25 protein-coding genes are annotated in these 26084 nt (G+C 50.5%); 16 read left to right on the top strand and 9 right to left on the bottom strand.

The window, feature by feature from the left end:
- Positions 1–37 precede the first annotated feature (37 nt).
- Positions 38–1264, bottom strand: coding sequence for an adenosylhomocysteinase (locus T502_RS05320; protein ID WP_042706098.1), 1227 nt, complete (start codon positions 1262–1264; stop codon positions 38–40).
- A gap of 124 nt (positions 1265–1388) precedes the next feature.
- On the opposite strand from T502_RS05320, the gene T502_RS05315 reads away from it, so the two are divergent.
- The 3 genes from T502_RS05315 (at position 1389) to T502_RS05305 (ending at position 3331) form a co-directional block, all read left to right on the top strand.
- Complete coding sequence (locus T502_RS05315; protein ID WP_042706097.1) at positions 1389–1649, top strand: hypothetical protein; 261 nt, start codon at positions 1389–1391, stop codon at positions 1647–1649.
- 212 nt (positions 1650–1861) lie between these two features.
- Positions 1862–2683 carry an imidazole glycerol phosphate synthase subunit HisF gene (hisF, locus tag T502_RS05310; RefSeq protein ID WP_042706096.1) on the top strand — a complete coding sequence of 274 codons (822 nt, stop codon included), beginning with the start codon at positions 1862–1864 and terminating at the stop codon, positions 2681–2683.
- A gap of 189 nt (positions 2684–2872) precedes the next feature.
- Complete coding sequence (locus T502_RS05305) at positions 2873–3331, top strand: hypothetical protein (protein WP_157197473.1); 459 nt, start codon at positions 2873–2875, stop codon at positions 3329–3331.
- A gap of 113 nt (positions 3332–3444) precedes the next feature.
- Here the strand turns inward: T502_RS05305 and T502_RS05300 are convergent, their stop codons facing one another.
- Positions 3445–4188: a glycosyltransferase gene (locus T502_RS05300; RefSeq protein WP_052359181.1), complete on the bottom strand. Its 744-nt coding sequence runs from the start codon at positions 4186–4188 to the stop codon at positions 3445–3447.
- Positions 4189–4198: 10 nt separating this feature from the next.
- A complete protein-coding gene (locus T502_RS05295; protein WP_042706094.1) occupies positions 4199–5458 on the bottom strand; it encodes an NAD(P)/FAD-dependent oxidoreductase in 1260 nt (419 codons plus the stop codon).
- A 219-nt stretch (positions 5459–5677) separates the two neighbouring features.
- On the opposite strand from T502_RS05295, the gene T502_RS05290 reads away from it, so the two are divergent.
- Positions 5678–6154 (top strand): peptidylprolyl isomerase, encoded by a 477-nt coding sequence (locus T502_RS05290; RefSeq protein WP_042706093.1) that lies wholly within the window; start codon positions 5678–5680, stop codon positions 6152–6154.
- 207 nt (positions 6155–6361) lie between these two features.
- Here the strand turns inward: T502_RS05290 and purM are convergent, their stop codons facing one another.
- Both purM and T502_RS05280 read right to left on the bottom strand, forming a co-directional pair.
- On the bottom strand, positions 6362–7465 hold the full coding sequence (gene purM, locus T502_RS05285; protein ID WP_084173066.1) for a phosphoribosylformylglycinamidine cyclo-ligase: 1104 nt from the start codon (positions 7463–7465) through the stop codon (positions 6362–6364).
- Complete coding sequence (locus T502_RS05280; RefSeq protein ID WP_042706092.1) at positions 7462–8850, bottom strand: aspartate kinase; 1389 nt, start codon at positions 8848–8850, stop codon at positions 7462–7464. Before T502_RS05280 ends, purM begins: the two co-directional genes overlap by 4 nt.
- A gap of 211 nt (positions 8851–9061) precedes the next feature.
- Between T502_RS05280 and tfrA the strand changes: the two genes are divergently transcribed.
- Genes tfrA through T502_RS05265 form a run of 3 tightly spaced genes read left to right on the top strand, consistent with a single transcriptional unit; the run spans position 9062 to position 12993 of the window.
- A complete protein-coding gene (gene tfrA, locus T502_RS05275) occupies positions 9062–10774 on the top strand; it encodes a fumarate reductase (CoM/CoB) subunit TfrA (protein WP_042706091.1) in 1713 nt (570 codons plus the stop codon).
- The gene (gene tfrB, locus T502_RS05270) at positions 10771–12369 is read left to right on the top strand and encodes a fumarate reductase (CoM/CoB) subunit TfrB (RefSeq protein WP_052359180.1); all 1599 of its coding nucleotides are present in this window, start codon (positions 10771–10773) and stop codon (positions 12367–12369) included. The genes tfrA and tfrB overlap by 4 nt, the downstream gene beginning before the upstream one ends.
- 51 nt (positions 12370–12420) lie before the next feature.
- The gene (locus T502_RS05265) at positions 12421–12993 is read left to right on the top strand and encodes a hypothetical protein (protein WP_042706090.1); all 573 of its coding nucleotides are present in this window, start codon (positions 12421–12423) and stop codon (positions 12991–12993) included.
- 65 nt (positions 12994–13058) lie between these two features.
- Here the strand turns inward: T502_RS05265 and T502_RS05260 are convergent, their stop codons facing one another.
- On the bottom strand, positions 13059–13742 hold the full coding sequence (locus tag T502_RS05260) for a HEAT repeat domain-containing protein (RefSeq protein WP_052359179.1): 684 nt from the start codon (positions 13740–13742) through the stop codon (positions 13059–13061).
- Positions 13743–14061: 319 nt separating this feature from the next.
- Between T502_RS05260 and T502_RS05250 the strand changes: the two genes are divergently transcribed.
- The 4 genes from T502_RS05250 (at position 14062) to T502_RS05235 (ending at position 20032) form a co-directional block, all read left to right on the top strand.
- On the top strand, positions 14062–14766 hold the full coding sequence (locus T502_RS05250; RefSeq protein WP_042706087.1) for a PP2C family protein-serine/threonine phosphatase: 705 nt from the start codon (positions 14062–14064) through the stop codon (positions 14764–14766).
- Positions 14767–14817: 51 nt separating this feature from the next.
- A complete protein-coding gene (locus T502_RS05245; RefSeq protein WP_042706086.1) occupies positions 14818–15594 on the top strand; it encodes an FHA domain-containing protein in 777 nt (258 codons plus the stop codon).
- Between the two features lie 165 nt (positions 15595–15759).
- Positions 15760–18399: a protein kinase domain-containing protein gene (locus T502_RS08565; RefSeq protein ID WP_169736981.1), complete on the top strand. Its 2640-nt coding sequence runs from the start codon at positions 15760–15762 to the stop codon at positions 18397–18399.
- A gap of 1231 nt (positions 18400–19630) precedes the next feature.
- A complete protein-coding gene (locus T502_RS05235) occupies positions 19631–20032 on the top strand; it encodes a hypothetical protein (RefSeq protein WP_042706085.1) in 402 nt (133 codons plus the stop codon).
- Between the two features lie 92 nt (positions 20033–20124).
- Here the strand turns inward: T502_RS05235 and T502_RS05230 are convergent, their stop codons facing one another.
- Positions 20125–20625, bottom strand: coding sequence for a rubrerythrin family protein (locus T502_RS05230; protein ID WP_042706083.1), 501 nt, complete (start codon positions 20623–20625; stop codon positions 20125–20127).
- A 203-nt stretch (positions 20626–20828) separates the two neighbouring features.
- Here T502_RS05230 and radC point away from each other — a divergent pair, with 203 nt between their 5' ends.
- Complete coding sequence (gene radC, locus T502_RS05225; protein WP_042706082.1) at positions 20829–21506, top strand: RadC family protein; 678 nt, start codon at positions 20829–20831, stop codon at positions 21504–21506.
- Between the two features lies 1 nt (position 21507).
- On the opposite strand, the gene T502_RS05220 is transcribed toward radC, so the two are convergent.
- Entirely contained in the window at positions 21508–22122 is a 615-nt protein-coding gene (locus tag T502_RS05220) for a flavodoxin family protein (RefSeq protein WP_042706081.1), read from the bottom strand.
- Positions 22123–22279: 157 nt separating this feature from the next.
- Between T502_RS05220 and T502_RS05215 the strand changes: the two genes are divergently transcribed.
- The 4 genes from T502_RS05215 (at position 22280) to T502_RS05200 (ending at position 25010) form a co-directional block, all read left to right on the top strand.
- Positions 22280–22660 (top strand): carboxymuconolactone decarboxylase family protein, encoded by a 381-nt coding sequence (locus T502_RS05215; RefSeq protein ID WP_245597766.1) that lies wholly within the window; start codon positions 22280–22282, stop codon positions 22658–22660.
- A 105-nt stretch (positions 22661–22765) separates the two neighbouring features.
- Complete coding sequence (locus T502_RS05210; RefSeq protein ID WP_042706080.1) at positions 22766–23377, top strand: flavodoxin family protein; 612 nt, start codon at positions 22766–22768, stop codon at positions 23375–23377.
- A gap of 109 nt (positions 23378–23486) precedes the next feature.
- On the top strand, positions 23487–24074 hold the full coding sequence (locus T502_RS05205) for a flavodoxin family protein (protein WP_042706079.1): 588 nt from the start codon (positions 23487–23489) through the stop codon (positions 24072–24074).
- 90 nt (positions 24075–24164) lie between these two features.
- Positions 24165–25010, top strand: coding sequence for a hypothetical protein (locus T502_RS05200; protein ID WP_042706078.1), 846 nt, complete (start codon positions 24165–24167; stop codon positions 25008–25010).
- A gap of 51 nt (positions 25011–25061) precedes the next feature.
- On the opposite strand, the gene T502_RS05195 is transcribed toward T502_RS05200, so the two are convergent.
- Positions 25062–26042 carry a Vms1/Ankzf1 family peptidyl-tRNA hydrolase gene (locus T502_RS05195; RefSeq protein ID WP_042706076.1) on the bottom strand — a complete coding sequence of 327 codons (981 nt, stop codon included), beginning with the start codon at positions 26040–26042 and terminating at the stop codon, positions 25062–25064.
- Positions 26043–26084 lie beyond the last annotated feature (42 nt).

Genomic DNA, 26084 nt, shown 5'->3' with positions numbered 1-26084 from the left:
AAGTTACGATTCCGAAAGCGATTGTAAAAAAAGTGATTTATGTTCCGATATTCCAGCTGTTCATGTATTTCTTCTGGTAATCGGTCAGTTCATCGATTGAAATGCCCAGTGAACCGAGTTTCAGGTTGGCAACCGTGACATCGATATCGTTGGGAACATCGTAAACGCCGCCTTTGAGTCCTTTGCCGTTCTTGAGGATATACTCAGAGCACAGAGCCTGAAGTGCGAACGAGAGATCCATGACCTCAATCGGGTGACCCATTCCCTTCGGACATGCGAGATTTACGAGGCGGCCTTCGGCAAGGACATTGATGTTTTTGCCGTTTATGTTGTAGGTATCGATTCCTTCGCGGCGTTCCACGCCTTTGTTATTCTTTTCGAGCCATTCGACATCGATCTCGACATTGAAGTGTCCGGCATTCGAGAGTATGGCGCCGTTCTTGAGGACTTTGAAGTGCTTTTCCGTGATAACCGACGTGTTTCCGGTTGTCGTGACAAAGATATCGCCTATCTTGGCGGCTTCGTCCATTGTCATCACGTAATAACCGTCCATGTGGGCTTCAAGCGCACGTCTGGGGTCAATCTCGGTTACGATAACCTTTGCTCCGAGACCGTGAGCCATCTTTGCAAGACCGCGACCGCAGTATCCGTATCCGGCGACGACGAACCACTTGCCGCCGATGAGTGTGTTCGTCGTTATCATCACGGCCGAAAGCGCACTCTCGCCGGTGCCGTGGACATTGTCGAAATGGTGTTTCATAGGTGTGTCGTTGACGGCAACGACGGGGAATTCGAGTTTGCCTTCCGCCGCCATGGAACGCAGTCTGTGTATGCCCGTGGTCGTCTCCTCGCAGCCGCCGATTATGTTGCCGAGGAGTTCGCGTCTTTCGGTGTGAATGCGGTGAATGAGGTCCATTCCGTCGTCGATTGTTATTGTGGGGTTTGAATCGAGGACTTTGTCTATACCGTCATAGTATTCCTCAACCGTGCAGCCGCGTTTTGCAAAACAGTGGACGTTTTTGACGTTGCCGAGTGCCTGTGCAACGTCATCCTGTGTGGAGAGCGGGTTACAGCCCGTGATATATACCTCCGCACCGCCTTTTGCAAGCGTCTCGACAAGGACTGCGGTCTTTGCCTCGACATGGAGTGCCATTCCGATTTTCATGCCCTTGAAGGGTTTTTCCTTCTCGAATCTGTCTCTGATTACGCTGAGGACAGGCATGTACTGCCTTGCCCAATTCATCTTTAGTTCGCCCGTGTTCAAGGTAACACCCGTTTTTATTTCAATAGTTATTTGATCTTAAGATAATAGTTATTTACTTTTCTGACAGAAGAGATACTTAGGGTATTAGGAAACCGCAAATCCAGCGAAATAAGGAGGGTGTCGGATGATTCAGAAGTATCTGCCGGTGACAAAGGGTCTGAAAGATGAGCTTATGCGCTACGGCGAGTATGTGCCGCGTGAATGCTATCTCAATCCGCGGACCGGCAATCTCTGGCAGAAGCATACGGACGGGCGGTTTACAAAGATAACCAAGAATCCGAGGAATGTTCTTCGTGCTCTGGACAATTACCTCGAGGACATCTCAAGGAAGAGGGAGAGGTGCATGAGAAACCGCAAAGAGTGGTTCGGGGAGAAGGTTGACTAGATGACTGAATAACCGAATAAAACTCATCATTCAATATACAGCCTGTTCAATATACTGTTATTCGGTAAACCGTTAATTCATTAAATGTTAATTCAATAAACTGTTAATCCAATATACTGTCAGTTCAATAAAGTGTTATTTCATTACCGTGATGTCTGTTAGACAATAGGACATACGGACAATACGGGCAAAAATCGGAAAAGGTCACTTATATGGCGCTTACAAAACGAATTATTCCCTGTCTGGATATAAAGGACGGGCGTGTGGTCAAGGGAACGAATTTTCTGGGACTCCGCGACGCAGGCGATCCCGTGGAACTTGCGGCACGCTACAACGAGCAGGGTGCCGATGAGGTTGTATTTCTGGATATTACCGCATCCAAAGAGGGACGCGGGGCACTTCTGGACGTAATCCGGCGTGCCGCCGATAAGCTCTTTCTGCCGCTCACGGTCGGCGGCGGAGTCAACACCGTGGATGACATGCGGGCGTTGCTGCGAGCTGGTGCCGATAAGGTCTCGGTGAACACCGGCGGCGTCAAGAACCCGCATCTGATAAGCGAGGGTGCGGAGATGTTCGGCAATCAGTGCATTGTCTGTGCAATCGACGTGAAGCGCAACGACAATTTCGCGGAATGCACATCCGAGGGCGGAGCGACCCGAATCACGCTCACGGACGGCACGGTCTGCTGGTATGAGGTGGTTATCTACGGCGGAAGCAAACGCACGGGTATGGATGCGGTCAAATGGGCAAAGAAAGCCGAGTCCTTGGGCGCCGGCGAGATCCTTCTGACCTCGATGGAGACCGACGGTGTTAAAGAGGGCTTCGATATCCCGATAACCTCAAGGATTGCCTCCGAGGTTCATATCCCCGTTATCGCATCCGGCGGCGTAGGGAGTATGGAGCACTTCTATACGGGCTTTACTGACGGCAAAGCCGACGCCTGTCTTGCGGCATCGGTTTTTCACTTCGGCGAGATGACGGTCGGCGAGGTCAAGGAATATCTCGATAAGAAGGGCGTTCCCGTAAGAATCTGAACGCCCTGTTTACTTTTAATTTTAATTTTACTTTTTTTCAGACGGCGTGCGGATTGCATGGCGCCGTTTACCGTGAGCCCGTTCCATAAGACTAAATACTATTCGGAATGATATTTCAGAAAGGTGATTATTACGGATAAAAAAATTGCTTACTTATCAGGTTTAATTATACTTATCGCACTGACCGCAATGATTGCGGGATGTACGGGCACGACAAGCCAGCCCGTAGCGCCGTCGACGCCGGTGCCGACAACACAGGCACCAGCGGTGACCGAGGTACCCCAGCCTGCCGCAACCGAGGCTGAATGGGTCTTATGGAGAGAACAGGACAGTATCACACTCAATCCGCTCGGCGGATACCGCATATTCTCGCCTAATGCCAACGGCAAGGAATTCAAAGCCGTTCGCGTTAAGGTAACCTCGACAAACGTCCCGATTAACGTTCTTTATCTCACCGAGGCTGAAAAGAACAAGTTTGAGAAGTTCATGGCGACAAACGCGGGATCATATGATGCCGTAGCCAAATTCGAGAAGATTCACTCCGAGATGACCGAGGCGACAGCCGATGAGCCGTTGCGTGTTGTTCTCTTAAACACCAACGACAATCTGGCAACACCTCAGATCGAGATCTGGTACAAGGATATCTGAACGGCATTCGGGGATCCCGTATTAAAAACCTAAAAAAACATTTTTTTGATTTTGTATTACGTTTATTTTGTGCTGATTAAAAATATTTCAGGTGCTTTATTTTATTCCGCGGGTTACAGCTTAAATCTCAGTTTAAGGATATCCGTGCCCATGGAGAAGACATCCTTGAATTTTACCGTTGTTCCCGTGCCCGTTGTCCAGACGACAGGAAACTCGGCGATCTTGTATCCTTTGTGCTGTGCCCTCACAAGCACCTCGGTATCCCAGAACCAGTGCGGCGACGTAACCTCGGGGAGCATGGTAAGGAGTCTTTCGCGGTTGAATCCCTTGAAACCGCATTGATGGTCGTAGAGCCTGCTCCTTAAAATGAGTCTTACGAGGAAGTTATAGCCGCGGCTTGCAACCTCGCGGCCGTGAGTCCTTACAACGTCGCTCTGCGGCATCAGACGCGAACCCGTGGAGATATCCGCACCGTCTCTGATTGCGCCGACAAGCTCTTTGAGATGTTTCATGTCGGTAGCCAGATCCACATCGTAGTAGCAGACGATTCTGCCTTTGGCGGCGGTAAACGACTTATTGAGGGCATTTCCGCGCCCCTGCCTCTTGTCGCTGTGCATTAGGATTACTCGCGGGTCTTTCTTTTCCCAATCTTCGACAAGCTCGCGGCTGCCGTCGCTGCTTTCGTCCTCGGCGATAATAATCTCAAAAGAATCCGTTATCTTTTCAAGTGTCTCAATCGAGACGGGAATGGCACGCTTCAGCGATTCGACGTCGTTGAAGACGGGGATAACCGCGGTTACCTCAACGGCGTCTGCGCCTGCCTCTTTTTTGTGCCCGTTCTCAATATCGTCGGTCATTCTCTCTGAATCATTCACGGTAATCGTTTATGAGTCTTTCGGCGGCAGTATACCCTGCTTTAATCGATCCTTCCATGCTCCGTTCGGGATAGTTCTCCTCCGAGAACATGCCCGCGCAGTAAAACCCTTTCAGGTCTTCTCTGCCCGCGGAAGGAATCAGCCGGCGATAACCTTTCGTATAAATCGGACCCGCGGACTCCTCTATTGTCAGATGATACCAGTTAATCTCATCCCTGCCGAGATTAAACCTTTTGAGGAAGTCCTCAAGCATTCTCTCTTCGAGATTGCCGTCGGGCTTTTTGCAGAAATAGGAGGCAAGATAGACGATATCCTCGCCGTAACGCTCACGCGGGACAAAGTTCGTGTGACCTATTACCGCCGCATATGGAGCATCGTCACGCATGTTTACCCAGTAGATTCCGTCCGTTACCTCGCGCTTGAGACCGATTGACATGCACGCCGCGCCCTGAAAATGAATGTCGCCGTCGATGATCTTAGGACCGCCGATTTCGGTGAGCTTTCGCGGGTCGATTGTCGAGATTACCGCGTCGTATTCGACGCCGTTGACGCTCCATTTTTTGGTTTCGCCGTTGAACTTCAGTGCGGTCACGGGAGTACCCGTATTTATCGCACAGCCGCGTTCCTTCAGTTTTGCCGCAAGACTCTCGATGAGCGAGTTGTAGCCGTCCCTGAAGTATCCGAGCCGCTCTCCACCCGCCTTTCTGTCCGAGCGGATTGCCACCCTCGATATGAGCCATGCGGCGGAGACCTTATCTTTGGCATCCCCGAATTTGCCCCTAAGAAGCGGTTCGAAGAATGATTTGTATGCGCTTTTGCCGCATTTTTCGATGGCAAATTCTACGGCACCCACATCCTCGTATTCCGCGGCATCGTATTTCTTTGCCCCCAGGACGAACCTGCCGAGCCTGAATTTATCGATGAATGAGAGATGCGGATATTTGAGTATCTCGACGGGCGTGGTAAGCGGATATATCTTGCCGTTTACGTAATATCCCGTGCTGCCCGAGAGCCATTCGAGGCTGTCGTAGATACCGAGTTCCTTTGAGAGTTCGAATAACTCCGTGTCACCAGAGAAGCAGTGGTGGTAAAAGTCCTCGATATATCCCCTGCCCGCCCGCGATGAGCTTAAACATCCCCCGATAACGTCCTTTTTTTCAAGTATCGTGATATTGAATTTATCGGATTTTTTGAGCAGAGCGTATGCCGCCGACAACCCCGACAGCCCGCTTCCGATGATGCATATATCCATTGAAAGAATATATCGCTCTGAAACCTTTTTATGATTCCTTTTTATGATTCTTATTTCTGATTCTTATTCTGATTCCTTTTTTGTTGTCCGCGGCAATGCCGTGATTAATCCGCCGGCAGTGGGTGCGGAAGCGGTTTCAAAAAGAAAGGATGTTATTTTAAGAATGCCTATATCTGAAGAATAACGGCAGACCGAAAACCGTCACGAAAGTGAGATGAAATGACTACAGTAAAATTAGAGACAACAATGGGCGATATCGTCATAAAACTCTATGACGACATGCCGATAACGGCAGGCAACTTCGAAAAACTCGTAAAAGAAGGCTTCTATGACGGAATTATATTCCACCGCGTAATCGCGGGATTCATGATTCAGGGAGGCTGTCCCAACGGCACCGGTACTGGCGGTCCCGGATACAACATACAGGACGAATTCGTGCCCGGACACTCGAACCAGCGCGGAACAATCTCGATGGCAAACACGGGACAGCCCAACAGCGGCGGCAGTCAGTTCTTCATCAACCTTGTCGACAACTCCTATCTGGACTGGGATAACCGTTCCACACCCTACAAGCACCCCGTCTTCGGCGAGGTCATCGACGGCATGAACGTTGTCGATAAGATTGCGGCGGTTAAGACCGACTACAGCGACAGACCGATGACCGAAGTAAAGATAATTAAGGCTTCGATTATCTGAATATCTAAAGATTTGAAATTCTAAAAATCTGAGAATCTGGAAATCGAAAATTTCAAAATCCAAAATTTCAAAATCCAAAATTTCAAAATCCGATTTTAATCTTTTTTCCAACCGCGAATAAAACAGTTAAAAAAGCGTTTAAAAAGCGTTAAAAAAGTGTAGTGAGTGAATTTTTCGGTTGATTCAGCGGAATTTTCCGCGGAATGTTCAGTGGAATTCTTTGCCCTTCAGCCGGATTCCCTCTTCTTCGCGGATTGAACCTACAACCTTGGCATCGGGGACAATCTTAAGAACCTTTTCGGCATCTTCGGGCGCGACAACGAAGACATAGCCCATTCCCATATTGAATGTGCGATACATCTCGTGCTCGTCCACCTTTCCGGCGGTCTGAAGCCACTGATATATCGGCTGCGGAGTTATCGGGTCCGTGATATCGAAGCCGTGCTTTCCGAGTCTGGTGAGGTTTCTCAGGCCGCCGCCGGTGATGTGGCACATTCCGTGGACATCGCACTCCGCCGTGACCTTGAGAACCTCGGAGTATATCCTCGTCGGCGTCAGAAGTTCCTGACCGATAGTTTTGCCCCACGGCATCTTTGTATCGAAGGATGCGCAGTCCTCGACAATCTTTCTTGCAAGTGTAAGACCGTTCGAGTGGATACCCGTAGACGGGACACCTATGATGAGATCCCCCTTTCTGATGGAAGCACCGGTGATAATCTTGTCTTTCTTCTGAATGCCGAGGCATGTTCCCGCAAGGTCAAGACCGTTTACGATACCCTTCAGAGTCGCGGTCTCGCCGCCGACAAGGTTCATATTAGATAGCCTTGCGCCCTCGTTGAGACCGATACCTATCTGCCTCATCTTATCGACCTCGACACCCTCGGTTGCCACGTAATCGACGAAGGCAATCGGCTCTATGTTCATGACATAGAGATCGTTCACGTTCATAGCAATGCAGTCGATACCGAGCGTGGACCAGTCTTTCATGATATCGGCGACGAGCATCTTTGTGCCCACGCCGTCGACGGCAAGCGCAAGGGCATATTCGCCGAACTCCACAAGACCCGCGAAATGTCCGACGTCGCTGCACATCTCGAAACTGCCTTTCCTGCGGAATGTGAGCATATTCACGAGAGCCTTTACGCCGTCGGCCTCGAGGTCGATATCAACACCGGCATCGCGGTAAGTGTGTTTTCCGTTATTGTTTTCGGATTTTTCCGGTTTTTCCGATTTTTCAGTCTTTTTGTTCCTGTTCCCGCTTCCGCAGCCGCATCCCGTGCCGTCGCCCAATCCGCATCCGTAGCCGCTCATTCCGAAAGGTCCTCCGAGAGTCTGAATTCGTCGTGCAGGACGCGAAGTGCCTTCCTTCCGTCCTCATGCGCGACGACAAAGGAGACATTTGCCTCGGACGATCCCTGTGAGATCATCATGACGTTAACCTCCGCCTTTCCGAGCGCCGTGAAGATGCGTCCCGCAATTCCGGGAGCGCCCGCCATACCGACGCCCACGACCGCAACGACGCAGACCTCTTTGTCGAAGGTAACCTCGCGGATATATCCGCCGAGCTGAACCTTGTTCATCGCGGTAACGGCGGCATTGAGATGGTCGTCGTCGACAATGAGCGATATATTTGCCTCGGACGATCCCTGCGAGATCATCATGACGTTTACACCGCTCTCGGCAAGCGATGTGAAGATTGCTCTTGCGACGCCCGGTCTTCCGAACATCTGTGCGCCGGCAAGGTTTACGAGCGAAACCTTGTCTATGAAGGTGATTGCTTTAACCACGCGCGAATCCCTGTGCGCCTGTGCAAGCACGCAGCTGCCCTTTGCCGAGGGGTTGAAGGTGTTCTTGACACGCACGGGGATGCCCTTCTGCATTGCGGGCTCGATTGTCCTCGGGTGCAGAACTTCGGCACCGAAGTAGGAGAGTTCCATTGCCTCGAGGTATGAGATCTCGGGTATTACTCTTGCATCGTTGATGATGCGCGGGTCGGATGTCATGATTCCGTCGACATCGGTCCAGATCCAGATCTCGTCCGCGTCAATTCCCGCGCCGACTATTGCCGCGGAGTAATCCGAGCCCGAACGTCCGAGAGTCGTGACGATACCGTCGCCCGTGCAGCCCATATATCCCATAACGACGGGAACGCCGTCGTGCATGAGCGGAATGACTCTCGATTTGATCTTCGGCTCGCTCTCGGGAAGCACCTGCGCACAGCCGTGCCTCTCGTTCGTGACGATTCCCGCCTGACAACCGTTGAGCGGCTGGGATTTGATGCCTGCCTGACGGAGCGCCGCGCTTAAGATCTGAGCCGAGAGCCTCTCTCCGAACGAGATGATATAATCCTTTGAACGCGGAGTCAGTTCACGCAGATTGTGAATTGCCGTAAGGATATTTCTCAGGTTCGAGAGGCGCTTGTCAATCTCGACCATTACGGTCTCGGCCTCATCGGGTGCGACCGCTTTCAGCACGCTCTCGTGTTTTGCGCGAATGGATGTGATAAATGCCTCAATTGGGGGTGTATCCTTTGAGCTTTCCACTTCCGCCGCTATCGCGTGCAGCTGGTCGGTGACTCCCGACATTGCCGATACTACTACCGCAATCTCATTGCCCTCTTTTCTGTATTGTTCTATTATTGAGACAACGCGGGCTATACATTCCTCATCGCCGACGGATGTGCCGCCGAATTTCATTAAAATCCTCAATTCACTCACTTACCGAAGATAATTTGTATCATATAATTAAGTGTGCGAAGTAATTAATGTGATTATGAGATAATAGCGAGCGCCAAATTCGTGCTATAAAACCGTGTTATTATACCGTGCGCAAAATCCGCCGGAAATTTTCGGCGTAATATCCGCATATAATTGTTTATCATATTTTAGAACCAATTCTTTCTTAGATATGCTTGCTGATAATGTAACGGACTGTCATGTGCTTGTTGTGGGCAGCGGCGGAGCGGGATGCAGAGCGGCTGTGGAAGCCGCAAAATACGGCGATGTTATCCTTCTCTCGCGCTCGGTCACGGGAAAGGGCGGATGCACCACCATGGCGGAAGGCGGATACAATGCCGTCCTTAACCCGAAAGATTCATGCAGTTCTCATTTTGAGGATACGATTCGCGGCGGCGCCTACCTCAATGACCGCGAACTCGTGAAGATTCTTGTGGAGGAGGCGCCCGAGAGGTTTGCCGACCTCATGAACTGGGGCGCGGTCTTTGACTTAAGCTGCGACTGCGACGGTTTTGAGGGCACTCATCCCGCACAGCGCCATTTCGGCGGTCAGAAGTTCAACCGCACCTGTTATTCGGGCGACAGGACGGGGCATGAGATAATGGCGACGCTGATGGAGAAGGTACGCGGCGGTGATATCCGCATTATTCAGGAAGTCACCGTAATCGATCTGCTTACCGAGACGCTCTCCGGCGGAGAAGTGCGTGTATGCGGTGCTGTCGGTCTTGACCGCGACGGCAATATGATCGTCTTACGCTGCGATGCCGTTGTGCTGGCAACCGGCGGAACGGGTCAGATATATGATGTCTGCACGAACTGTGCGACCGGAAACGGACAGGGTTATGCAATGGCATACCGCGCCGGCGCCGAACTCATAGATATGGAGATGGTGCAGTTTCACCCCACTGGCGCGGTCTATCCGTATGACGCACGCGGCAGGCTGATTACCGAGGCTGTCCGCGGCGAGGGCGGATACCTCAAGAATTCACGCGGTGAGCGTTTCATGGCGAAATACGACCCCGAGAGGATGGAACTTTCGACAAGGGACGTTGTCGCAAGATCGATTGCTACCGAGATTGCCGAAGGACGCGGGACGGACAAGGGCGGCGTATATCTCGATGTGACGCATCTGGGCGCAGCCGTGATTGAGGAGCGCCTTCCCATGATGCTTGCTCAGTTACTGAACTTCGGCGTCGATATCAGGAAAGAGCCGATGGAGGTTGCACCGACGGCGCATCATATGATGGGGGGCTTAAGGATAACGCCCGAGTGCAGAACGACGATCAAGGGTCTCTTCGCATGCGGAGAGGTCACAGGCGGCATACACGGCGCAAACCGTCTCGGAGGAAATTCACTTGCGGATACACAGGTTTTCGGCAAGCGTGCGGGTGAATTTGCGGGTAAGTCGGTCATGCACAGGGCGCTCATGAACTCCCCCGCTATTGTGGGTCAGCTCGCCGCCGAAGAGCTGAGATTCAACAGGTTCCTCAACGGCAGCGACAGCATTGCGGAGATAAAGGAGAGACTGAGGAAGACGATGTGGGAGAATGTCGGCATATTCAGAACGGCTGAGGAGCTTGAAACCGCACTCGCGGAAATCGAGGAACTTTCGGAGATGACTCCTAAGGCTGATTCCCCCGCGGTTCTTGCTGAATGCTGCGTTCTTGAAGATATGCTTACCGTGGCGGCGCTTGTCGTAAGGGGCGCCCTTCTTCGCGAGGAGTCCCGCGGCGCCCATGTAAGAAAGGATATCGTGCAGGACTGGACGCCGGAAACATCCCCGTACGGGCATACTTACCAGTCGATATACCGCGAGGGTATAGAGAAAGCGGGTGCTGAGGACATAAGTGCCGAAGGCGCAGGGAAAGGAGGTAATGTGCAATGAGCGGAAAAGATAAGGTGAAGGTCGGAGAGAAGATGCTGAGCGTCAGAATTTCGCGCTTTAACCCCGCCGATCAAAGCGCCCCCAAAATAAAGGAGTATTCCGTAAAAGTCCATGAGGGCGCGAGAGTTCTGGATGTATTGAAAGCCGTTCGCGATACCCTTGACCCGACCCTTCTCTTCAGGCACTGCTGCGGCGCGGGTCAGTGCGGAAGCTGCGCACTGAAGGTCAACGGCGAACCGCGGCTTGCCTGCATGACCGAGGCGGCGGACGGCATGCTCCTCGAGCCTCTAGATCTGCCGGTAATCAGGGATTTGGTCACTGATATCGGCAAATATCTGAAAGAGATGCCGTATCTTGTCCCCGCCTGCGAAGAATGCGCCGGTTCTGACGGTTCGGATGCCTCTTCATCCGGCTCATGCTCCTGCGCATGTTCGTGCTCCTTTGCAATGCCCTCAAAGGAGGAGACCGCGGAGATGAAACCCCTGCGCGACTGCATCGAGTGTCTCTGCTGTGTCTCGGTCTGTCCCGCCGTGAAGGTCACGGATTTTGCGGGACCGACCTACATGCGTCAGGAGATGCGGCTCGCACTCGATCCCCGCGATTGCGACAAAGACCGCATAATAGGCATTACGGAGAAAGGGCTCTTCAACTGCACGACATGTCAGGCATGTGTCCTTGCCTGCCCCAAGAGCATAAAGATACCCGGAAAAGCGATAGAAAAACTGAGGATTCTCGCAAACCGCGAAGGTCTCACATTGCCGCGGCATAAGGAGGTTGCCGGGCTTGTAAAGACCACGGGACGCAGCGTTCAACCCCTGCCCGACAGGAAAGGTCTTATCGAATCGATTGACGAGGTTCTTGAGCCCTACGGCGATGTAAAAGGCGAGGTCGGCTTCTTTACCGGATGCCTTTACGACCTGCGAATGCAGAGCACGGCGCTCGATGCGATCGAGGTCTTAAGGCGGAACGGAATCCGCATTATCACTCCGAAAGAACAGGTCTGCTGCGGATCGCCGCTTATAAGAACGGGTCAGACCGCGATTGTGCCCGAGCTCATGAAGAAGAACATCGACTGTTTCGTAAAACACGGAATAAAGACAGTCATGACCGTCTGCGCAGGCTGCGGTTCCACCCTTAAGAACGACTACGACACGCCTTTCGAGGTTAAGGACATAAACGAGATTCTGACCGCGATTGATATCGAAAAGCCCGAGAAAATCGGGCTGAAGATAGCCTATCACGATCCCTGTCACCTTCTTCGCGGTCAGGGAATCCGCGAGCAGCCGCGCCGTCTCTTAAGGCTCATAACCGACGATTTCGTGGAGATGCCCTCGGAATGCTGCGGCTCGGGCGGCGGTGTGAAGTCCGGCAATCCCGCCGAGGCCGAAGCCATAGGAAAACTCCGCGGCGAAGAGATAAAGGAGAGCGGCTGCGATATCGTGGCGACATCCTGCCCGTTCTGTGAGATTCACGTCGGGTCCGTGACCGATAAGCCCGTTAGGAATATCAATACCCTTCTTGTCGAGGGCTATCGGAAGAAGGACGCGAAAAATGCCGAGAATGCATCTGTGAAAAATGCCCCGCAGGAGCAGTGAAGCGGCATGTTCATATCAAAATTATCAAATTCACCAAAATCACGGTCGAAAATGATATTTGCGGCACTTATACTGTTGCTATTATTTTCCGCAGCGGTCTTTTCGGGATGCACGACCGTTGATAAAGCCAAGGTGAATCACGACATCACGCTGAAGAACGTGCATAAATACTGGAGCCCCGCGATGTCCTCAATCCCGGGTCTTGACATAACGCCCGTTTACCCCTCCCCGCAATCGGACTCGGGATCGGGCAATGTTTCATCCGATGATTCCGTAAGTCAATACAACGCCGGTGACATCACATATCACTGGAATGCGACTGGGAAATTCGGAGAATACGTCATGCTTCTCTCATGGGACAGCGGCGTCACGGGAAAGGTCGAGGATCTGGGCAATGACACGCGCACCCGACCGAACGAGACCGTATGGTTCTCATGCCGCGATTACGATCCGCTTGTTGCGCCCGAATCCTATGTGATTCATCTTACGGCGGAGTCGGACGGCAAAATCCTGAGCGAGCGCGATGTCGTCATATTGCGGAAAGCCATGTTCTACTACCTTGAAGACACCTACTACGGTTACAACACAAGGGTCGTGGACACGGATAAGATTGCTCGGCAATAGCTGTCTCACCACTACCTCTGCACTACCCTTGTTTTTCAAAAAAAAGGAAATTAATCTTTATTTTTTCAGGCAGCCGCGGCAGTAGAAGTCGTTGTATTTCCTTCCGCCGAGAGTCTCTGCTGCAAACCTTCGGTTGCGCGGATTGAATAGATGAGCGAGTTCATCTTATCGGCGGTTACGGGACTTCCCCTGTTCGCTTCAAGCTCAAGGAAGGGCAATGCGGGTTCACCTATCTTTATTATCGCAATCTCGGCAATCTCCTGACCCTGTTTGCTGCCGGTCTTTACGACGTTTATGAGTGAGGGCACGGCGCGGGCTTCAAAGAGGCATAAGGTATTTGCAGCCCATTCGCGCTCGGTCTGTGAGCCGGTGTTAAGAACGTCGATAAGCGGATCAATCGAGGACTCGCCAATGGTATAGAGTGCAACGGCGGCATTCATCGACGCCGTTTTGTCGCCGGACGAAAAGACCTTTGTGAGCGGAACTATCGCCTCGTCACCCGCAAGTATTAGGTTATTGACGGCGGTCTTTCGCACCGCATCGTCTGCCGAGTAAAGATCCTTTATGTTCTGCTCGATTTTGGGACTTACGGGCTTGTCGTTGCCGCCGCCGTTACCCGTGCACCCGCAGGTAAGGATAACCGCGAGGATGACTGCGGCAATCGCGGTCGCCTTTGCGGCATTGCGTATTGTGCCGTTATTGAGTAATCTGCCGAGAATTCTCCCGTCATTACGGATTTTTGTCTTCATATTTTTCTCTCCGAATTTATCTGCATATTATGCATATATGTATATTCTGCAGTATTCTGTAATGTTTCATAATATTCAACAATAAAATTCACGTCACCATAATTCATGTCGCTATATGAAATGTGAAATGATTACAGATACCCTGAGCCTTTGATATTTACCGCAAAGTTCCGCGTATAACTCCGCGGTTATACGGAAACACCGCGCGGATAGTGAAAATTAATATAAGATTTAAGCATTAAGATAGAATATATTCTGATAAAGAGAATAGATTACTTGTAATTACTTGTAAAATCTGTTTTAGAGGTAGCTTGAACCAATGGATTACAGTTCGGTATCGGTGGCGGGAAAGAGAGAGCATAACGAGGACTCATCCATCGCCGTTCCCATCGGTAAAGGGATACTGCTTGCAGTCGCCGATGGTCTGGGAGGACATGCCGCGGGCGAAATTGCCTCAAATATTGCCGTAACCAGACTGAGAGCTGTTTTTCAGGACGGATACCGCGAGGGCATGGCGGAAGACGAGATAAAAGAGCTTCTTATCCTTGCTTTCAAGGAAGCGGACAGCGCCGTCTGCGAGAACGCCGTCGGCGACCGGAAAGGTATGGGCACGACTCTTGTTGCCGCATTCGTCGAGAACGGGACGGTTGTCTGCGCAAATACCGGAGATTCGCGGCTCTATCTCTACAGCAGTACTCTCCGTCAGATAACCGTCGACCATTCTCTCGTTCAGGATCTGGTGAACAGGGGTCTGATTGAGAGAAAATCGGCAAGGTTCCATCCGATGAAGAATATCATCAACCACTCTCTCGGGGGCGACTTCAATGTCGATACTTTCTGTTTCAATGCGCAGGAGGGGGATGCCATTCTTCTCTCGAGCGACGGTCTTCACGACTACCTCGACGAAGATGTGATTGAATCGGCATTCGACATTAAATCGGCAAACGGAATTGCCAAAACTCTGATTAAAGAGGCTTTTGAAACCTCGGACGACAACATTACCGCGGTTGTGCTGAGGTTCTGAAAAAATAGGTAAAAAAGTAAAAAAGACAAAAATTGAGATATATGTGATAAGATGGGCGATTCAAACGATAATACGATTGCAATCTCGAACGATCCCGACTTCTACGAGGATCTCTCGGAATATCTGAACGTGCTCTCGAATCCCACGCGCTTAAAGATACTCAAACTCATTGAGCACCAGCCGAAAGAGGTGCGCGAGATTGCAAAAGAGATAGACACGAGCTATGAGAATACCAAGAAGCACCTGGATAAGCTTCTGAATACCGGCGTCATCAAGAAAGAGGCGGGTATGGGAAGAGAAACCTCAAAGGGAAGTCTCCCCGTCTGGAAATACTCCCTCATCCCCGGCGGCATGGAGGGAATCATCAGAAACCTGAGCATATTCAGCAATATCGACGTCAGAATCGGCGAAGAGGAACTCAATCAGAAGTTAAAGGCCGTAAGAAGCATGCTCGAGGAAGATAATAAGACCGGCGTTCCCGTGTTGATCGTCCTCGGCGGCGACGACGACGGCAAGGCATGGCCCCTCAAAGAGAAGGAGGTCAGAATCGGTCGTGAGGATGCATCCGCGCCCGAATACCTTAAGGACGGGAACTTCTCGATTGCTCTCTCGTCGGGCTATGAGGCGGTATCGCGTGTCACGAAGCCGCACGGCATATTCAAACTTCGCGGCAACGAATGGTACTACGAGGACTGCAGGAGCACGGGAGGCAGTCTTATCAACAACAAACAGCTTTCGCCCTCAAAAGAGTATCCCATCCGCAACGGCGACATGCTTGACCTTGCACGCGGCGCAAAAGGTGCAAGACTCATCTTCAATCTCAATTAAATTTTTCCTGACATCACGGAACCGATCACACGCGGGTTTTTGGATCGTCAATTAAATGATACTATAATGACATATATATTTTCATGATATTCCCTGTCTCCCGACGGGCTGCCCGAGTCACGGTCCCGAAGGTTTAGGGGAATGCGGCTGGGGTGTATGATGAATATGGCTGTAAAGAGAAGTTACGGGGCGGAATCGGCAGGCAATATCCAGGTAAGCCGCGGTCTGTACATATTCCTCTTTGCATGCCTGCTCCTGTCGGCATTTTTTGTTCCGGTATCCGCCGGCGATGTCCGCATCGGCGCCAATGTCTATTCCACGATAAACGAAGCGCTTTCGCAAGCCGCGCCCGGAAGTACAATTATTGTCTACGGCGGAGTCTATCCCGAGAATATAGAGATAACAAAATCGGTCAATCTTGCCGGAGTTGCCTCAGAAGACGGCACAAAGCCGGTAATCAATACACAGAAAGGAAATTACGGCGTGCATATCTCGGGCTCGGACGTAACCTTCGAGGGTTTCAAAGTAAACGGCAATGCGGTATGCGCAGTGCTCGTAAGCGGCGACAACTGCAATATCCTGAATAACGATATCGAAGAGACTCCTCTGGGACTCACTCTTTATTCGTCCGCGGGCACCACGGTTGCAAGGAATACGATAAGCGGTCACAGGGTGGGTATCTATATCGACGACTCGGTTGACTGCGCGGTGTATCTGAACGATTTCGAGAATATCGTCAACGGCAAGTCCGTATCCAGGAGTATCCGCTGGTCCACAAACGATCTGGTCTACGGTTACGAGGGCAATTCCTTCACATCAACGCTCGGAAACTTCTGGAACGACTATTACGGTGAGAGCAGCCCCGAAAAATCAGGTGTCGGCTCTAAGCCCTACGATCCTTACGGCGCGGGTCAGTACAATCTCCAGAACCAGTTGATAATCAACAATATCAATCTGCAAAATCTTGCCACTTCAGGCAGGTTCTGGCAGAACCTCTTCTATTCCGGAAACAACCTGGTAGATTCTTCGCCGCTTATCTCCCATAACGCGGAGTATGTCCTCTACGGACCTGCGGGCACGACGGTCCCCGATGAGACGCAGACTCAGCCGACGCCGGTACCGACAGGTACGCCCGCACAGGAGCTGCCGCAGGATAATTCGACAAACAGCACGGCAACGCCGGATATTCCGGGCGGCGTTCTGAATCCGACCACCCCTGCAGGTCCGGGTCCGGGCAGTCCCGATAATCCCGATGTCTTTGACCCGAACAATCCCGAGAATTTCCCCGGCTTGAACGGCTACAACGGCTCGTTCAGACCGGATACCCCTTCGAGACCCACACGTGTGGTCTTCATGGATCAGTCGCCGTTTGAGATAGTCTTCATACTGATGATAATCGCGGGAATAACCGCGGGACTCATCGGACTTTCGTTCGATTACGGCTCGCTGGCGGCGGTAAGAATGAAGAGAGGTCTTGAGCTTGTCTTCTTCGAGCTGGTTTATGCCGGACTTGCGGTTGCGTTGCTCTACGCCTTCATATCCTATACATCGAGGCTTATCTATCAGGGCGTCAGTTCGGGTTATGCCGAGGTCGGCTTCCTGCTTCTCACGGCATACATCATATCCTCGTCGCTCCTCCTCTCGTTCGGACATCTGCGCTCGAAAGTACCTGTGGGACTTTTCAGGATTCACCCGATTATCTCGATAATCGCGTTGGTAATCTTCATTCTCTTCATTTACAACTCGGATGTCGTGCTCGGACCCATTACGGGTCTTGTGTATCCCGCATCGCTCCTGCTTTCCGCCGCCGTTCCGGTGGTCTTCGGCAAGATGTTTGCGGATACAATCGCCCTATGGAAACTCCGCGTCTTCGACACGAATCTTACGAAGTATACCTCAGGGCACGGCAACGCCGACTCGAAGTCCGACGATGAGACCGTGCTGTTTATCGACGAGAACAACATAATGTCGACGAGTCTCGGGTCGACCTATTTCCCTGAAGTTCTGAACGAACGCTATCACAATGTGGAGTTTATCGGAAAAGGCGGCATTGCAAGAGTATTCAAGGCACAGCGCCGCACCGACGACATGACGGTCGCCGTAAAAGTGCCTATAAACTTCGATGAGGCGACGGGAAGGATGTTCATGAAAGAGATGAAGATCTGGGACGGTCTGGATCATCCCAATATTGTCAGATTCTACTCCGTCAACATCCTCCCTATTCCGTTTGTGGAGATGGAGTATGTCCCCAGGGCACTCGCGGATATGGACATTCCCCTGCCGCTCTCCGATGTCTATGAGATTATTCTGGGCATAGCGCGCGGACTCTCCTATGCACATGCGAGACAGATAATCCACCGCGACATAAAGCCGCAGAACATCCTCATAGACGGGGACAACACACCCAAGATAACCGATTGGGGACTCGGTAAGATCGTCGGCGACGGCAGCGGAAACGAGACCACGACCATAGGATTCTCGCTGAACTACGCATCGCCCGAACAGATTGCGCCCAAGAAATACGGCATGCCCACAATGCGGACGGATATCTATCAGTTGGGTATCCTGTTCTATGAACTCGTCACCGGAACGCGCCCGTTCTCAGGCGACGGCGTTGCCGACATGAGCGAGGAGATCCTCTACAAAGAGCCTGTAAAGCCCTCCGAGAGAGTTGCCGACGGCGCGGTATTTGACGATATCATCATGAAGATGATTGCCAAGAATCCGGACGACAGGTATCAGTCCGTCGACGATATGATAGACGATCTTATCTCCGCATGGGAATCACGGAGCGATTCGGATTGAAAACAGATCGATAATTTATCCGATATATTTCGCCAAATCTTGAAAATAACCTTTTTTACGTCAATTCCGGATGTGTTTAACCATTCGGATAAATGAATGAATTATCTCTATTGGACCCATTTATATTCTGACGGGACCACTAAGATGTAAGGATGACTTAGGGGGGGTATTACCTCTTGTAAGCATCTGGAAATGCAGTGTGAGATGAAAAGATCAGACGGTTTCATCTTACAGTGTGTGGAAAAAGCAGACAAATGGAAAACCGCTGCAGGTATAAGGCAGATATACCTGCGGACAATGCGATGTGCAGGAATTCAGACAGCCTGCATACAAAACTCATAACTTGATTCAACAGACAACGCCAAAAATTCATCAGGTAGGATCATACATTCCAAAAATCACCAGACATAAAACCATTAATTGCCAGAATATCCTTCGCTTTTAAGCGAAGACTGCAAGGGAAGTAAAAACACACTCGACTCCAGACCCTGCGGGCATATGTGTAAAAGCATATGTCCCTCTTCTCTTGCGGTTAATATATATAAGACACTTTTACACTTTTGGACACATTTACACACATTTACACACATTTACACACATTTACACTAATACACACTTTTGAGACTTTCCCCGTCTGTCCGGGATTTAATCTTTCGATCGGTCATTCGGTATGACGATTTTTTATGACTATAACATTATTTCGGTCGGTCTGCGGGTTATTCTGTATAACCGCCGCGTAAGATAGTCTAATAATCGGCGTTTTACTCATTCATATACTTACGGGCCGATTTTGTATATGTAAGACGGAAATCCCGTGAAGACCCGTTAACGACCCGTAACGGGACGGATCGGATTCCGACCGAAAACAGAAAGGAGGTAATAACATATGTCAAGAGGATTACGAGCCGCAATTACCATGCACGTAACTTTCATTCTTGTAATAGCGGGAATTGCGCTGGCAACGGTAGCATAAGAAGACCGTTAAATCACGAATCTAAATCACGAATCTGCAATGACTTTGCAGATTCCATGCGAATGCTTTTTTTCAATTGTTTTATTTTTTTAATCATCGGATGTGTTTAACCGTTCGGTTAAACGAATGAATAGAATCTATTGATTCATTTATCCCATTTCCCGCCAAATTCCGTATATTACAATAATCACGGGGATACGGGTCGGTATCTCCGTAAATATCAATATAAGGGACCTGATTGGATTGAATACAAGAAGAATGGCAGTGGGTTTAACGCTTATCGCAGTTTTTGCAACCGCTCTTTCCTGCGGATGCACGGGTGCTCCGGGCGACAATGTCCGCAGCGACACGGGCGCCGCCGGCAATATCACGCCCGTATCTTCGGTATCTATATCTCTGCACGATGCCTCCGAAGAACTTGCGTTCATGAAAGAATTGTTATCCGAGATGCGCATGCAGGGGAAGGATGTCTCCTCTTTAAACGAAATATATCGGGATGCAAAAGAATACTATAAGCAGGATAAAATGGCTGAATTCGAGCAGTCGCTCAACTCTTTCTACGCGAAATGCCGCGACCTCAGTATGACGCATAAAGAGGTAAACGCAAAGCCTCTCGCAAATGATACGGTCCCCGATCCCGAAGCCGTCGGATATGCCTGAAAATAATTAAAAATAGCATTCAAATATGGTCTTTTAAGGTGGTTTTTAAATAGATTTTAAAAAAGGATTATAATTTATTTTATTCATCCCGTTTATTCAATCTCTCTGAACATTCTTGCAGGAACGCCGCAGATAGGACATGTCGAAGGTGCTTCGTCATACTCTATGTTACCGCAGACGGGACAGAGGAAGATCTTCTTTGCCGAGATATCCGAGCCCTTTGAGATTGCCGCCAGTGCCTCTTTGTATTTGCCTGCATGAACCTCTTCGGCTTTCATCGCATGTGTGAATACTGCCTTTGCCTCGGTCTTTCCTTCCGCCTCCGCGGTCTTGATGAATCCCGGATACATCGTCTCAAACTCGTCGGTCTCGCCGGCGACGGATGCCTTAAGGTTGTCTTCGGTTGAGCCTATCTTGTCCATAACGAAGAGAAGTCTCTTTGCGTGAATTGCCTCTGCCTCGGATGCCGCTTTAAAGAGCTTGGCTACCATCGGGAAGCCTTCCGACTCCGCTTTCTCAGAGAAATTGCTGTATTTCCTGTTTGCCTGTGATTCACCTGCGTATGCCGCCGCTGCGTTTTCCATTGTTGTCATTTTTCAGTCACCTATGTTTATAACAGAGAATAGGCAGTTTTTTGATATATGTTTTTTGATAATGCGGGTGATGACGAATGCCCCTCCCGCCCCGATTCGTGTCCCGATGCACGCATTGATGAACACTAAATAAGTCCTTATGATGTTCCGTTTTTCAAAATCGCTAAATCTATAAGTCCCCACTCAAAAAAGACTATTCTGTAATGCCGAAGATAACCGACCTCTATGACGATGACAGACCGCGTGAGAAGATAGCGAAGAAAGGCGTCGGAACACTCTCTAACAGGGAACTTATCTCCGCGATACTCGGTCGCGGCGTAAGCGGTCGCGATGTGACGAAGATATCCGCGGATATAGAGAAGATTCTCGATAAAACCGGTGGCGACCCCTCTTATAAGGAGCTTCTCGAAGTCACGGGGATGGGTATGGCAAAAGCGGCGCAGATCGTTGCCGTCTTTGAACTTTCCAGACGTTACATGGAAGATGACAGCAAGGTTGTAAAGATAAGCTGTCCCGAAGACGTGCTGCCGGTTGTGGAGGATATCCGCTCGAAGCAGCAGGAATACTTCATCTGTATTACGTTAAACGGCGCATGCGAGGTCATAAAGAGGCATACGATAAGCAAAGGGCTGTTAAATCAGAGCCTTGTCCATCCGCGTGAGGTCTTTGCGGACGCGATTGTCGAGAGATGTGCCTCCGTGATACTCGTGCACAATCATCCGTCGGGGAATCTGAAGCCATCGCAGGCAGATCTCGATGTCACGAAAAGACTCTGCAACTCGGGAAATATCCTTGGTATCGAGGTTCTGGACCACGTTATCGTGACAAAAAAGGGCTGGGTAAGCCTGAAAAAAGAGGGGCTGATGCCCGAATCGGTCTGATTCAATTGCCGTATTTTTCTTTATCCGCGATGATCTGTCTGCACATCTCGGCTGATACCCTGCGTGTCTCTTCAAGAAGCCCTTCTTTTGACGCGACATCGCCGATACTGTCCATATTGTTCTGAAGGACCTCGGCATAGAGTTTCGAATCGACGATATCGCAGAAGGCATTCGTCGTGAGTCTGATTCCGTCGAAGTCGTTGTCGACGTTCATGCCGCCGATTGAAATGAGGAGGGTCTTTCTCCATTTTGCCTGATTCTTCGTGATCATCGGCTCTTTTCGGATATATTTCGCCATGAAAAACGGCTGCATCCTGTCTATGAACGATTTAATCATCCCGGGAAAGCCCATTGTCATGACCGGCGCCGCAAGGATGATGCCGTCCGCATTTTTCACCCTTTTGATAATCTGGGTAATGTCGTCGTGAATCATGCAACCCTCGTTCTGTTTGCAGTAAAAGTATTCCATGCATCCCGAGAATTTAAGAGCCGTCACATCTATCACCGAAACCGTGCAACCGCACTCTTCCGCTCCTTCTTTTGCCGCTTTAAGCAGTTTTGCAATGTTGCCGTCGGGGATTGGGCTTCCCATTATTGCAAGAATCTGACATGTCATGATAATTGTATTGTTAAACAGGATAATTTAAAATTACTGCATCCAATTACCGTATCCAAATACCGAATCCAAATACCGTATCCTGCGGTATCATGGGAAAACATTTAAACATACGAGTACATTTATCAAAATATAAACGAGTAAACAGGAGACAAAAATGACCTGCGGAATGAATAAAAACGGCAAAGGCAAGATGTGCTGCGAAATGGACAAACTCGGACAGAAAATCGGCAAGGTGCCGGTAATCTTCAAGGAACTCGAAAAGACGGATCCCGAGATGTTCGAGAAAGTTATGGCATTTGACCAGATGGTCTGGGATGACGGAGCACTGACACGCCAGACAAAGAAGGTAATCGCGATTGCGATAGCGGCGGCACTGAGGGACGAGCATGCGGTTTCCGCACAGATAAGCGGCGCAAAGAATCTAGGTATAAAGAAGGCGGAGATTGAAGAAGGACTTCGCGTAGCTTTCCTTCTTGCCGGAATGCCGGCGTATGTCTACGGCAAGAGCAAGCTCGAAGAGATATACTCCGAGTAATCCGGCGGATTCATCATAAGATCCGTCATTATCCTATTTTTTCTGTCTTGCAAACTGCCGCAAATCTTAATAAGCAGTAATTTTGTATTGAAATCATGAGAATGTATGATCGTCAAAATTCTGTGCATATCGTCGAGTCCGCGAAGGCACGGCAACTCCGAGACCCTTCTGGACTGGTTTATCGAAGCCGCCTCAAAGCATGAATCCGCGGAGTGCGGGAAGATAATCCTCTCGGATTACGATATCAATCCGTGCAGGGGTTGCAATGCCTGCGAGAAGAAAGGAAAGTGTCTTATCTCCGATGACTTTATCGGCATTATCGATAAGGTTCTCGCCGCCGATATCGTAGTGTTTGCGGCGCCGATATACTGCGTCGGCGTATGTGCGCAGGCAAAAGCGTTTATCGACCGCGTTCAGGTTCTTCGGTCGCAAAAGGATGTTTTAAATCTGGAGACCGTCGAACCCGAACGAAAGGGAAAACGAATCGGCGTTTTTATATCAACGGCAGGTCAGCCCGACGAGGGCATGTTTAAGCCGTCGGTTGCCGTAATGAAGTGCTTCTTCCATCATTGCGGAATCGGGAACAAAAATATCGAGTATCTCCTTGTCGGCGGCGCCGATGAGAAAGGTGCGGTTAAGAATATGGCGGGCGCAAAAGAGGATGCGCAGGCTCTTGCCGACGGCGTCATGGCTAAGATAACCGCTATGATAAATTAGAAGTCTGTTGGAATCAGAGTAATAGAATCGGAATCGGATACACGAATCGGAAACAGGAATCGGAAAGAATAATCGGAAACAAGAATAGGTAAAATGCGGGCGGTATGAAATGGTAAAGGTAACTGCAATAATCGGAAGTCCCAAGCATCTCGGAAATACCGAGAAACTTACGGACTGCTTCCTTAAAGGCGCGGAATCCGCGGGTGCGGAGATCACCAAGGTGATGCTGAAAAAACTGAAGTACAAAAGTTGTATGGGCTGCAACAAATGTCACGAAACGGGCAGATGCGTCATGAAGGATGATCTCACGCAGGTATTCGAGGAAATAATCACCGTCTGTGACATACTCGTTCTTTCATCCCCGATATATTCCATGACCGTGACTGCCGAGATGAAAGGGTTCATAGACCGCGGTCAGTACCTCTGGGCAAGGAGGTTCAGGACGAACGAGACCGAATACAGCGAAGAGCATTTGAAGACGCATATCGGTGTTTTTATCTCGACCGCCGGCATGGACATGCCGACCGTCTTCGACTCCGCGTATCCGACCGTGCGTGCCCTCTTCAATGACGCGGGTTTTACGTATTCCGAGAATATTACCGCGGATGCAATGGATAAATACGGCGGAATCGGGGGCAGACCTGACATCATGAATGCGGCGGAGGAACTCGGTAAAAAGCTGTGCCTGTCAAGGTGACCTTCGCCGACCATAAAAACCTGAAAAGAACACATACTTTTTTCATATCACAGCCCAAAGGCTGATTATATTCTTAAAGAGGGTGAAATAATGAGATTATCGATAAAATTGATTGCGGCGGCAGTTATCCTGCTTATTGCGGCGGCGCCGGTCGCGGCAGCCGTGCAGGAGACTACGGTTGCGGGAACGATTACGAATGTCAATCAGGCAAAGGGCACCATTGACATATATGCGGATAAGATGTGGAACGGCGTCACATGGACGGGAATATCGGTTCAATTCGCCGCCGATCATAAAATAACCGGCACTGCGCCGTCTTCGGAAGCGCTTGCCTACTTAAGCGTCGGCGATACGGTCCAGGCGACATTCACGGGGGTATCTTCGCAGGCGGCATGGGTGACGGTCTCAAAGGTTGACGGCACCGACCCTGCCGGCAAGTTCCTCCTCGCCTCATTCGGCGATCCGTCAAAGATTGTGAACTCTTTCCAGAACAACTTCAAGGTAACCTTTGATACCGCGCCCGACTGCGACTCCTGTTCGGGCTCGGTCTGCACGGCAAGTTCCGCCTACGTAAAGGTAGTGCAGGGCTGGAACGAGAAGAACTACCCCTCGGATGCGCAGATGATTCCGGGCGAGCGCCATGTCTTTAAGAGCCCCGAAGGCTGCCTTCAGGAACTCTCCGTGACCTTCGTAAAAGGAGAAGCCTCCGCAGGTCTTTGCAGTTCCGCATCGGCTGTAGGCAGACAGCCATTCTCGGTCTTTACAATTGAGGTTGTCCCCAAGGGCAGCGTGCAGGATTATGTTCCCGTAATTGCGGTGCCGACCGAGGCAACCGCGGTACCGACACCCGTTCCGACACAGGCATCCCCCGGATTCGGGTTTGTGATTGCCGTCATCGGCATTGTCGCGGCAATCGGAGCTGTGAGAAGGCTCTGAGCCCCCGCACTTTTTTTTCAATTCGGATATTTCGCGGATTACGTTCGTAATTTACAGTCTGTACCATCTTGCCGAGAAAAGTTCCCTGAATGCCTTATCTCCGCAATGTCTGTTGGGTTTTGTCTCAAACTGCCTGTAAACCGTTTTATATTCGCGCATTGCCTCTGCGCCCGCGATATCCGTTGCCGTCTTTTTGTCGCCGGCGATGACAATCGTATCCGTGATTCCGCGATATTCGTCAAGGATTTCAGTGAAGACCTCCGAAGCCTTCTCTATGTGATGGCGGATATCCTCATCGCGGAGTTTCTCGAAGCGCTTCTGTGACCAGCCGCCTTTGCTGTGCTTGTCCATGACGCTGCTGGATACGAACTCCTCTCTCAGGAGTTCCGATTCCGTGGCAAATCCCATGAACGACTCACCCGCATGACCTATGACGAATGCCGCATGCCGGCTGCGCTCGAAGATATCCTTTGCTTTGGCGCATTCAAACGAGGTACCGCGTATCATCTCGGTTTTGTCTGGCTGAAACGGCGGGACCGCAAAGAGCGAGAGGATAAACGGGGCTTCGGTATCGAAGAAACCGATAATTCCCGTCTCGGACTTGAGGCTCTCGATATAGATGCAGACATCCTCACCGAGACTCTCGCGGTTGGGTATCTTCTCGTTCGGGCGGAGATAGAGGGTTATCAGCGACTCTTTGGAGGACTTTATCGGGGCTATCTTATCGAGAAGTTCGAGTGAGCCTTTCTTCGGGAGGTAAAAGTTCTCTGCGCGGATATTTACGCCGAGTTCCTCAAGGGATTCCTCCCTCTCCAGAAATCCGACGCGGCTTTTAAGTGCTTCAATCTCAACGCGGGCACGCTTAAGCTCTTCGACCGTCTCCTGATAGCGCACGGGATCGCTCTGCGCTTTCTCCTCGCGTTTTGAAAGCCGCGTTCTGAGTTTATCGTTCTCTTTCTTAAGCGCCTCAATCTCCGCGCCGAGTTCGGCGACTTTCTCCTCAAGGTCCTTTCTGAAATAACTGCCTATCATAAAAAAGAAAAATTCGGTTTGATTTTGCCGTGAATTGTTTTA

It is taken from the genome of Methanomicrobium mobile BP, assembly GCF_000711215.1.
Taxonomy (GTDB): Archaea; Halobacteriota; Methanomicrobia; order Methanomicrobiales; family Methanomicrobiaceae; genus Methanomicrobium; species Methanomicrobium mobile.
Note: the sequence above shows the minus strand (reverse complement) of the source record. Positions and strands in the feature narration are given on the sequence as shown.